At 36.5% G+C, this 10,522-nt stretch carries 12 protein-coding genes and 1 pseudogene; all 13 read right to left on the bottom strand.

Annotated features, from left to right (window positions below; genetic code table 11):
- Positions 1 to 322: 322 nt before the first annotated feature.
- On the bottom strand, positions 323 to 850 hold the full coding sequence (locus tag ES765_RS20890) for a DUF4833 domain-containing protein (protein ID WP_138116402.1): 528 nt from the start codon (positions 848 to 850) through the stop codon (positions 323 to 325).
- Positions 851 to 981: 131 nt separating this feature from the next.
- The gene (locus tag ES765_RS22795; protein WP_317131449.1) at positions 982 to 1,194 is read right to left on the bottom strand and encodes a hypothetical protein; all 213 of its coding nucleotides are present in this window, start codon (positions 1,192 to 1,194) and stop codon (positions 982 to 984) included.
- Positions 1,142 to 1,531 carry an NAD(P)H-dependent oxidoreductase gene (locus ES765_RS22800; protein WP_317131447.1) on the bottom strand — a complete coding sequence of 130 codons (390 nt, stop codon included), beginning with the start codon at positions 1,529 to 1,531 and terminating at the stop codon, positions 1,142 to 1,144. Before ES765_RS22800 ends, ES765_RS22795 begins: the two co-directional genes overlap by 53 nt.
- A complete protein-coding gene (locus ES765_RS22805) occupies positions 1,524 to 1,688 on the bottom strand; it encodes a hypothetical protein (RefSeq protein ID WP_317131448.1) in 165 nt (54 codons plus the stop codon). The genes ES765_RS22800 and ES765_RS22805 overlap by 8 nt, the downstream gene beginning before the upstream one ends.
- Positions 1,689 to 1,877: 189 nt before the next feature.
- A complete protein-coding gene (locus ES765_RS20900; RefSeq protein WP_138116404.1) occupies positions 1,878 to 2,408 on the bottom strand; it encodes a YceI family protein in 531 nt (176 codons plus the stop codon).
- A gap of 214 nt (positions 2,409 to 2,622) precedes the next feature.
- Positions 2,623 to 4,122, bottom strand: coding sequence for an FMN-binding glutamate synthase family protein (locus tag ES765_RS20905; RefSeq protein WP_138116406.1), 1,500 nt, complete (start codon positions 4,120 to 4,122; stop codon positions 2,623 to 2,625).
- A gap of 28 nt (positions 4,123 to 4,150) precedes the next feature.
- Entirely contained in the window at positions 4,151 to 5,890 is a 1,740-nt protein-coding gene (locus tag ES765_RS20910; protein ID WP_138116408.1) for a thiamine pyrophosphate-dependent enzyme, read from the bottom strand.
- Positions 5,891 to 5,993: 103 nt separating this feature from the next.
- On the bottom strand, positions 5,994 to 6,365 hold the full coding sequence (locus ES765_RS20915; protein ID WP_138116410.1) for an arsenate reductase family protein: 372 nt from the start codon (positions 6,363 to 6,365) through the stop codon (positions 5,994 to 5,996).
- Between the two features lie 50 nt (positions 6,366 to 6,415).
- A complete protein-coding gene (locus ES765_RS20920) occupies positions 6,416 to 6,712 on the bottom strand; it encodes a 4a-hydroxytetrahydrobiopterin dehydratase (protein ID WP_138116412.1) in 297 nt (98 codons plus the stop codon).
- A 247-nt stretch (positions 6,713 to 6,959) separates the two neighbouring features.
- Complete coding sequence (locus ES765_RS20925) at positions 6,960 to 7,871, bottom strand: mechanosensitive ion channel family protein (RefSeq protein WP_138116414.1); 912 nt, start codon at positions 7,869 to 7,871, stop codon at positions 6,960 to 6,962.
- A gap of 100 nt (positions 7,872 to 7,971) precedes the next feature.
- The gene (locus ES765_RS20930; protein ID WP_138116416.1) at positions 7,972 to 8,658 is read right to left on the bottom strand and encodes a hypothetical protein; all 687 of its coding nucleotides are present in this window, start codon (positions 8,656 to 8,658) and stop codon (positions 7,972 to 7,974) included.
- Between the two features lie 256 nt (positions 8,659 to 8,914).
- Positions 8,915 to 10,378, bottom strand: coding sequence for a trypsin-like peptidase domain-containing protein (locus tag ES765_RS20940; protein ID WP_138116418.1), 1,464 nt, complete (start codon positions 10,376 to 10,378; stop codon positions 8,915 to 8,917).
- Positions 10,379 to 10,395: 17 nt separating this feature from the next.
- Positions 10,396 to 10,522, bottom strand: a pseudogene (locus tag ES765_RS20945) (OsmC family protein); the annotation flags it as partial.

Below are 10,522 nucleotides of genomic sequence, written 5' to 3' on the forward strand. Positions count from 1 at the left end.
CGTATTGTCCAGCAAAGGCAATGGCTAGCGCAGATACATATAATACAGATGAGCTTATATCATTTCCGCATATAGCTGTGGATGCTAATACAGATAACTTTTTATGTTCTTTCATTAGTTTTTCTTCATGCTCTTTAATAATTTTTTATTTGTCAGAAATGCAATTCTAAAAGTTCTTTTGAAATTGGGCACAACAATGGTATAGCAACATTGATGATATCCCACTTATATATCTAAGGTAATAATAGTTTCTTTATACTTCGTTCTTGTATGGTCTCAACTTACCAATCTGTACACCAATAAACAAACTACTTACGGGAAGTTATTTTACTACAACTTTTTCTAAGACAGTTTTTCCAGAAATATAATCTTCACCATAAAATAGAACATATTTGGCTTTAACATTGATGCCAAAAATTCCATTTTTAAGTTGTACGAACATTTTGTCTAAATACATCTTATGCTTATTAACAGTTACATAAATTTTAGCTCCTTCACTTACATCATAATTGAGATAAAAAAATAATCTTTTCCTTGAAGCAAGGCGAAATTTGAATAAATTGGGCTGTGACTCTAATAGAATCATTCCATAGGCGAATTTTCTTTGTATACCCGACAACGGTTTTTTTATGCCATTTTGAGTATAAACTATTCGATATTCATTAATAGGTTGAGACGGATCAATAATCTCTCCTTTTATATTTGCATCATACACGTAAGTATTATGGTTATTACTATGTTGAATGTAAAATAGCCGGGTAGGTTTTTTTGCTGGTTCGGGATAATCGTTTTGTGAAAATCCAGAACAAAAGCAAAAAAACATGAGAAAAAAAATAGCAATAATTTTCATCTTGATTAATGTTCTATTTCTAATTAATAATAGCCATATTTTAAGATATGGCTGCATTTCAATTATGCATAACGTTTAGTATAAAATGCGTTTTAATGTATTTTTACACATTATTGTAGTCAGTTATATATTTATCTGTATTCAGGATTTTCAAATTCCCAACGCTTTCCATCATCCCATTCTTTACGGGAATTCCCATAACTAGGATAACCATTATTTGTCTTTAACAGAGATGCCAGATGGAGTAAATTATAGGTCATAAATGTTGTATTTCTATTGCTGAAATCGCTTTCAAAACCAATAGGAGTTTTTAATTTTTTCACCCTTCCATTTCTTGTCTCCATAACTTGGGCCTGGCCCAACTTCACCTAACCATCTGCAATCAGCCTGGGGAGGAACAGAGTAACCTACATGCTGAAGCGCATATAATATACCCATTACACAATGCTTTACTCCATCCTCATTTCCGGTAATTATACATCCACCTAATTTACCATAAAATATGTACTGCCTCTTATCATTCATTTTTCCGCTCATAGCGTATAGTCTTTCAAAAAAAAAATTAGCTACTGAAGACTTTTCACCAAGCCAAATAGGTGTTCCCAAAATAAGTATATCCGCTTCTATAATTCTCTTAAACAAGGAAGGCCATTCGTCTATTTCCCAGCCATGTTCAGTCATGTTTAGTCATGTCCGGATATACTCCAATAGCTAATTGATGGTCAATCAACCTAATCTCATCAATCCTGACTTTTTCTTTAGACATGATTTCTTTAGAAACTTCTATTAAGGATCCGGTATGACTATTTTCTGGCGATTTTTTCAAAGTACAGTTCACGTAAACAACACTTAAAAGACTAAAATCTAAATTTGTCATATTTATTTAAATTTATTAGTTAAGTTCCAAATGTCTTCGATATGAAACGTGAGGTGTAGCTCATTTTTTCTTATCCGTTGTTGTCGCTATTTTATTATTCTTTTCGCATTTACAAACTCCAGTGCTTTATCCAATTGCCTAAAAGTTTTGTTACTTAAGCAATACACTTATGCTCAGATCGTGTTTATCATCGACTTTTACAAAGAGTATACTCGGCCTCTCTACGTTATAATCGGTAATCCTGAGCGACCAATCTGCTATAAGCTTTAATCCATTTTTTACCGGCTCCAGACTTCCCGTTATAGTTACTTGTCTTGTGACGCCTGCCAGAGTAAAATCGCCTTTGACTTTTACTATTTGTTTTCGGTTTTCCTTTTTATAATTATCAATCAAACTTCCTTTAAAAAGCACATTTGGGTTTTGCTCAACATTCAACAGTTCATACATGTCATTATCGCGCTTGTCTATACCTGTTTTTATAGATTTTACAGGAAGGCTAAATTCCACCACATTAGTTTCCAAATTTATCATGCCTTGTAACTGGTCTGAACTGCCGTCATAAGAATTAAAGGGCATGGTTGCCTCAAACTTAGCCTTGCCGTTTTCAGTAGCATATAGCTGAGCTAACAAATCATGGCCATAAAACAACCCTATTAAAATGGTTAAAAAGTACGCTTTCATAATCTTATCGTTTTAATTGAATTTATTGTTTGGGAACAATTCAGTATCAGAACCCACTTCTTTTTCATTGATCCTTCCCCTTATTAGTCCTTTATGGAGTTCCTTTCTGTGGGCAACCCTATTGATGTCAGAAACTCTGTAAAGGCTTCCAGTGGAAGGGTATTGCTCTTAAATATTTTAATTCTCTCTATCATAATTATAGATTTGTGGTGCTTTAAATCGATGTTACGGTTGCAGATTCTTCCTCATAGGATCGCCACTGCTTATCTACTTTTTTGAAAATAAAACTTCTGTTAAGTTGATCCAGAGATGTACACCCTGAGGCTGCGAGGAGTTTTAAAAATTCCTCTACTGTATTGTCATGATAATTCTTAACCCTTTTCCATTTTTCAGAAACGACTAAACCTTTTACAAGTCGTGGGTTGTTTGTGGCTACACCGGTAGGGCATTCATTTGTATTGCAGCGTAAGGACTGAATACAACCTAAGGCAAGCATCATACCTCTCGCAGAATTACATATGTCTGCTCCAATACAGAGTGCCTTAAAAATATTGAAAGCAGTAAAAATTTTAGTAGCTGTTATTACGTTTATATCTTTCTTTAAGTCATATTTATTTAATGTGTCAGTAACAAATATTAAGGCATCTTCCCATGGCATACCTACATAATTTGAAAAGTCAATTGGCGCAGCTCCAGTGCCACCTTCCGCACCGTCAACCGTAATAAAATCTGGCTTAATTCCCGTTTCTACTATTTTTTCACAGATCTCAATAAATTCTTCCTTGCTGCCAATCGCCAATTTGAAACCGACTGGTTTCCCATCGGATAATTCACGTAATTGCTGCACAAAATGCAATAATCCTTCGGCATTATTAAAAGCTGAATGTCCGGGAGGAGAAATGACATCAGTATGTGGCCTTACCCCACGGATTCCTGCAATTTCCTCATTGTTTTTTGCTGCTGGCAATACACCTCCATGTCCGGGTTTAGCTCCTTGTGAAATTTTTATTTCCACCATTTTCACTTCATCCCAGTTGGCTTTTTCTTTGAATTTTTCAGCATCAAAATTACCTCCGTCCGTTCTGCACCCAAAATATCCAGTCCCTATCTCCCAAACCAAATTGCCACCATTTCTATGGTATTCGGAAATACCACCTTCACCCGTGTCGTGAAAAAAATTGCCCGCTTTGGCACCTAAATTAAGTGCCTCGATAGCATTTTTACTTAATGCTCCATAACTCATGGCTGAGATATTAAATAGGCTGGCACTATACGGTTGTTTGCATTCAGTGCCTCCAATGATAACCCGCGGCGGTGTTTCCAATTGTTTAGCTGGATAGATGCTGTGCTTCATCCATTTGTAATTTTGATTATATACATCGAGTTCGGTACCAAAAGGATGGGTTTGCCGCTGCTCTTTTGCCCTTTGGTATATATAACTTCTATGATTTCTGTCTATGGGCTTGCCATCAGTACCTGATTCCACAAAGTATTGATTGATTTCAGGCCCTATCATTTCCAATAAGTAACGCATGTGACCGATGACAGGAAAGTTCCTGAGAATGGTGTGCTTTTTTTGAATTATATCGTAAAAACCTAACCCCAAGAGTAAGGATACAAGTATTATACAGCCTGGTAGTGGCCAAATCATAATTCCAACGAATATGGCAATTATGAACAATACGACAGCTGAGAACTTGATGGCTTCTTTCATAAATTTATTAATTCTTAAAATGATTATTTTAAAGAAGCTCTTTTAGATATTTTATATCCGATTTAGCTATGTCAATGACTTCAGCAGTTTTACCATTCATCATGAGCTTGGCCATCGAATTGGCCATTCCTATCACTTGTTCGAGCTTGATGGTTGGAGGCATTGCTAAGGCTTCCGGATCTGTAAAAATATTGATAACGGCAGGGCCATCATGGTTAAAGCCATTGCGTAATGCTTGTTCTACGTCTTTGGGTTCTTTCGCTTCCCAGGCAGATATATTCATGGATTCTGCCAGTTTTACGAAATCCGGATTTACCATATCGGTTTGCCAATCCACATAGCCTTCCACCCTCATTTCCAACTTCACCATACCCAAGCTTCCGTTGTTGAATATGACGATTTTGACAGGTATTTTATATTGGCTAATGGTCATTAAATCACCTAAGAGCATAGTAATCCCGCCATCTCCACAAAATGCAATTACTTGTCTATCGGGGTGTGAAAGACCTGCTCCCATAGCCATTGGCATAGCATTAGCCATAGAGCCATGATTAAAAGAGCCTGTGAGATAACGGTTTTTTCCAGCCTTTAAATAACGTGCAGCCCATACGGCACTCATGCCTGTATCTACTGTAAAAATAGCATCATCATTGGCGATTTCATCTATCAGGTAAGCCACATATTCCGGATGAATGTGTTTCTCTTTTCCTTTTTCCTTGACATAGCTATCATACTTTTCTTCAACCTCCTGATGCATGCTACGCATCTTATTCAAAAAATCTGAATCGGACTTCTTCTCTACCATTGGTAAAAGTTCATGGATGGTGGATTTAATATCACCACAATAGCCATAATCCACTTTGCCTCTGCGTCCCAGTCTTTCCGGTTTGGTATCAATTTGAATGATTTTGCATTTCTCGGGTAAGAATTCGCTATACGGAAAATCGGTTCCCAGCATAACCAGAACATCAGCCTTATGCATGGCTTCAAAACCCGATTTATTGCCCAATAAACCATTTAAGCCAACGGCAAATGGATTGTCTTTACGTTCAAAGAATATTTTTCCTCTAAAGCTATACCCCAATGGCGACTGTAGTTTTGCAGCCAGCTGCATCACTTCATCAACAGCATAGCGGCATCCATGTCCACAATAAAGCATAACTTTTTCATCGGAATTGATAACATTTGCTAGTTCTTTAAGATGTGCTTCACTTGGTATTACCTTTGGCTCAGTGTAAAAATTTTTACCAGCAGAATACACGTCTTCAATGTCAGCACTCGCCACATCTCCTGGTAAGCCTAAAACCGCCACACCTTTTTGACTGATGGCGTGTTGAATGGCCGTCTGCAATCCATTCATGGCTTGTTTAGGTGTATTGGCCAAAAACACGTATTTAGAACAGTCTTGAAATAAAGACTCTGGTCGTGTTTCCTGAAAATTCTCAAGCCCCATTTTTTCCGTATGTATGGTAGAGGCGATGGCTATTACCGGATTGCCCGCTCTATTAGCATCATATAATCCATTGACCAGATGTACGTGCCCCGGGCCACTGCTACCCATACAACAACCAATACCATTTAACTCCGCTTCCATAGAAGCGGCATAAGCTCCAGCCTCTTCGTGCCTTACATGAATCCATTGTAATCTTCCATCCCTTCGTACAGCGTCATTTACAGGGTTTAAACTATCGCCAGTAATTGCATAAATACGTTTGACACCGGCTTCTACGAGCATTTCTACTAAATAATCTGATACGTTTTTGGACATGATTTTTCTTACTTAGATGGTTATTCAAATTTGCTATAATGGTTTGAGATTATACCATTGTAAGGAGTACTCTCCCTGTCAGATTTCCGCTATGTTAGTGGCTTTATTTAACGAAATAAAGCATTTCCTGTGGGTTACTCATCATTATTATTTTATCACCTTTCATAACAATAGGTGCCTTTAATATGTCAGGATTATTTATCAATAGGTCTAACCAATCTTCATCTGATAATTGATTTAACCGTCCGTACTTTTGAGAAAAGTTAGGATGTTCCGTGTTCACTAAGTCTCGAACATTAACTTTCATCTTAGAAGCCAATTCTGCCCAATGTGTAGTAGTTAATTTCATATGCTTTATATCTATGTCACGAATAGGTATGATTTCCGTTTGCGCATAAGCCAGAATTTGCCGGCCGATGTGTTCTTCAGAGTTATAAATCAGTGTTATCTCTTTATCAGTATTGGCGAATATCATAATATTTATTTTATTTAACTAGGCTATGAGCATTAGCGTCCCAGAGAATGCTATTGATTATAATTTTTTAGTATCATATCAATTCCTTTTGCCAATTGGAAATCCTTATTTGTGAGTCCATCTGCATCATGGGTGTTAAGAGTAATATTCACTTTGTTATATGTATTCTTCCAAGTTGGATGATGGTCTGACTTTTCAGCTATAATTGCAACTGATGTCATAAAAGAAAATGCTTCAACAAAATCCTTGAAAATAATTTCTCTATAAATGGATTTGCCTTTTAGAGACCATAAAGTATCAATTTCTTTCATTCTTTCCTGAGCTTCTTGTTTATTTAAATTTTTCATTTTTGTTTATTTTGTTAGTAATATAATCGGGAACACCTGCTTCTACTAGGATTTCTACCAAATAATCTGATACGTTTTTGGACAATATTTTTTTATTGCTCATGAATTAAGGCCGAGCTGATCATTTCACTGCTTCCTGTCACAATTACTACTTCGGTTTTATTATTCATATTCTTCTTCTAAATATTACAAAATAGAGAAGGATTTCAATAAGAAGGATTTGGTATAAACCACATTCTCTAGCCCATTATTTTGTATCCACTTCTTTGCTTACTCCATTCATATTCAATTCCATTTGGGAGAGTTTTTGCCCGCCTTTAATTCCAAAGTCCAATGTTCGAATGGGAAAAGGAATAGTAATATCTTGTTCATCAAAAGCGCTCTTAATCGCTTTGATGGCTTTGTTTCTCATCTTCAAGTAGCCGGGTTCGCCTGGATACTCTATCCAAAATCGAATATTAAAATTGATTGAACTGGAGTCGAATTCAGAATAGTCAAAACCTATTTGATCCTTATCTATCACCCCTTCCAAATTTTTAATTGTGCTCAGCACAACATCTTCAACTTTCTCAAGATTATCTGCGTAAGAAACTCCTACAGCTAAATCAATACGCCTTTTTTCTAAAACAGAAAAATTGTAGATGACACCCTGTAATACGTCACTATTTGGAATGTAAACTTCTTGGCCCTGGAAAGTTTCAATAACCGTAATCCGCAAGTCAATTTTACTTACTTTACCCATAATATCCTTTACTGCAATTATTTCCCCTATTTTAAAAGGTTTCCTAAAGGCCAGGATAACACCCGAAATAAAATTTGCAGCTATATCCCGAAAAGCAAAACCCAATGCCAAACCTATCACACCAATTCCTGCGAGCACTGAGGTTAAAGCCTTATCTAGCCCGAGCACTCCAAGCATAATAAAAAAACCAATACCTAGGATTGCAGCATAAACTACAGTGGAAAATAAATGTCTTAATGCTTCGTTATTTGATGCTTTGGAGAAAAGTTTTGTAAATAGTTTACTTCCAAGATTGGCAAGGACAAGAAAGATAATTAATAACAACAGGGTCACTGCCATATTGGGAATCAAACTTATGAAGGCATCAAGCCAACCTTCTAACTTTTGGATTAACATTTGTACTGGTTCCTCTTTCATTGTCTATTATAAATTAAGTATTATTTATTAGGCAGCTATTTTATGAATTAAGTTCGAGCCTATCATTCCACTGCTTCCTGTCACAATTACTACATCGGTTTTATCTTTCATTAGTTTCATCATCCATTTCTTTTTGAAAGGTTGTTAAACTTTTATCTAATGCAGTTTTAAGCTGATTTACTTCCTGTTTTAAAGCTTCTTTTTTATCATCTACAGCTTGATTTAACTCTTTTATTTTGTCCTGTAATTGCTCTTTTTGTTTGTTAAGTTCAGCTTTCTTACTTTTAAATTTATCTTTAAACTCGTCATTCAGCTCATTATATTCATTGCTGACTTTTTGCATCTTTTCATCAATTTCTGCATTCATCTTATCCCATTGTTCAACAGTATAGTCTTTTGATATATCTACCACATCACTTACTTCTTCCTTCAAGTCTTCACCCGTTGTTTTATTTTCTTTATCAAACGACCCACAAGAGGCGAAGAAAAATAAAATGAATACAATTGAAAACAAGGAAATTATTTTATTCCATCCTTCTTTAAAAGATTCAGAAGCTGATGAAAACGCATTTTTCACTTCATCCCATTTCTCTTCTGATGCATTTTCCAGTTCCGTATATTTCCCCTCAAGGGCAGTCTTTTTTGCCTCTAATTCTTTTAGAGATTCCTCATATTTTGATATAGAATCACCCTGTACAGACTCTTTTTTTGCTTTCAACTCGTTGATTTTCGAAGATACTTCATCTATTCTCTGACTTGCTTTTGCTTTGAATTCTTCTTTTTTCATGTTTTTACTTATTAGTTACAGTTAATTGTACTTCAAGGTTACCACGTGTGGCGTTAGATTATAGACACAATTGATGCGCTTGTTCTGCCAAATCCTGCGCTTGTTCTAAGCTTACTTCTGAAACATTTACTGCTAATTCTGCCGCTAAGCCAAAACCACCGTTTTTGATTCAGCCGATGCTTATTTTTGCATTTACGCTTGTTTCGCCTGTCTTTACTTCATCTTTTTTAATAACTAAGATTAGGGCACTATCGAATTAGGTTCCAATGGAAAAGTCAAACACCACTTTTGAACCATCTGGTGCAATAGCAAGTATTTGTATTATCCCACTTTGAGCAGATAATAATGCCACATCGATATCTTCTGGATTATGAATAGGTTTGCCGTTGATAAAAACGATGATAGTACCCGCAGGAATGCCTGCCTGATCAAAAAAACCACCCCTGCGCACCTTGGTTACCAAAACACCGGTACTTATATTAAAGTGCTGTTTAATTTCGGCAGTAAGTGGGGCGAAATTGGCTCCAAGTCTGTTGTATAATTCTTTAAGCGCTGTACCACTATTAGCTTCAGTGTTTTTGGTTTTTACAACTTCTTCACTGTGCAAAGTAACCGAGGCTATAGCGATAGCCCCATTGCGCTGGTAGGTTAATTTAATAACGTCACCAGGTTTGTGTCTTGCAATCCTTTCAGAAAACACGGTTGACGAGTTGAGAACAATACCATCAATACTTTGTATAATATCACCTTCTTTAAGACCAGCCTCTGCAGCGGCACTTTCATTTTGCACACCAATAATATAAACACCATTTACCAAGGCAGGATTAAGTCCCTGTTGTTTCAGGTACTGGTCTTCTGCAGAGGGCGACGGAAAAGAAACACCCAACACACCTCGCTTTACCACTCCAAAGTTTTTTAAATCATCTAAAATCTTTTTTGCGAGATTTACAGGTATCGCAAAAGCATAACCTGCATAACTACCAGTTTGCGATGCTATAGCTGAATTAATACCAATCAATTCTCCGTTGGTATTAACAAGTGCACCTCCGCTATTGCCAGAATTAATGGCGGCATCGGTTTGAATAAATGACTCAACAGCCATATTACCTTCAGACGCCTCATTATTTTGCCTCCTATTACTGCCCGGCCGGTTTATGATTCCAATACTTCTGGCTTTGGCACTTACAATGCCGGCAGTAACCGTTGTATTAAGTGACAGAGGAAACCCTACAGCTAAGACCCATTCTCCTATCTGCACCTTATCAGAGTTTCCAAATTTAACGACAGGAAGATTGTTAGCCTCTATTTTTAAAAGTGCTAAGTCAGTATTGGGGTCACGGCCAATCAACTTTGCAGAGAAAGTTCGTTTGTCATGAAGTGTAACGTCTATAGCGGATGCATTTTCAACCACATGATTATTTGTAGCTATAAATCCATCAGGACTTATGATTACCCCTGATCCTGATGCGCCATATTCCGAAGAGGCATTGAAATTAATTTTTATATGCACTACTGCCGGCATCACCATCTTTGAGGCCGTTACGAAGTTTACATTGCCACTTGAAGTGTTTATGGCAGCAACATTTTCTGTTGGGTGTGTTACGCTGTCTTCTGTACTACCACTTTTATTCGCTCTTTGCTTATTCTTACTACAACTAATGGCCAGACTTAGTAGTATTATAAATAAAACAGAAATCAGGTTGGCATATGACTTATTCATATTCGGGAGTATTATTCTTAATTATTGGTTACAGTTAATTCAACTTCAATGTTACCACGTGTAGCATTGGAGTAAGGACATACTTGATGTGCTTTTTCTGCCAAATCTTTGGCTTGTTCTAAGTTTACTTCTGGAATATTTACT

This window comes from Maribacter sp. ACAM166 (assembly GCF_005771495.1).
Taxonomy (GTDB): domain Bacteria; phylum Bacteroidota; class Bacteroidia; order Flavobacteriales; family Flavobacteriaceae; genus Maribacter.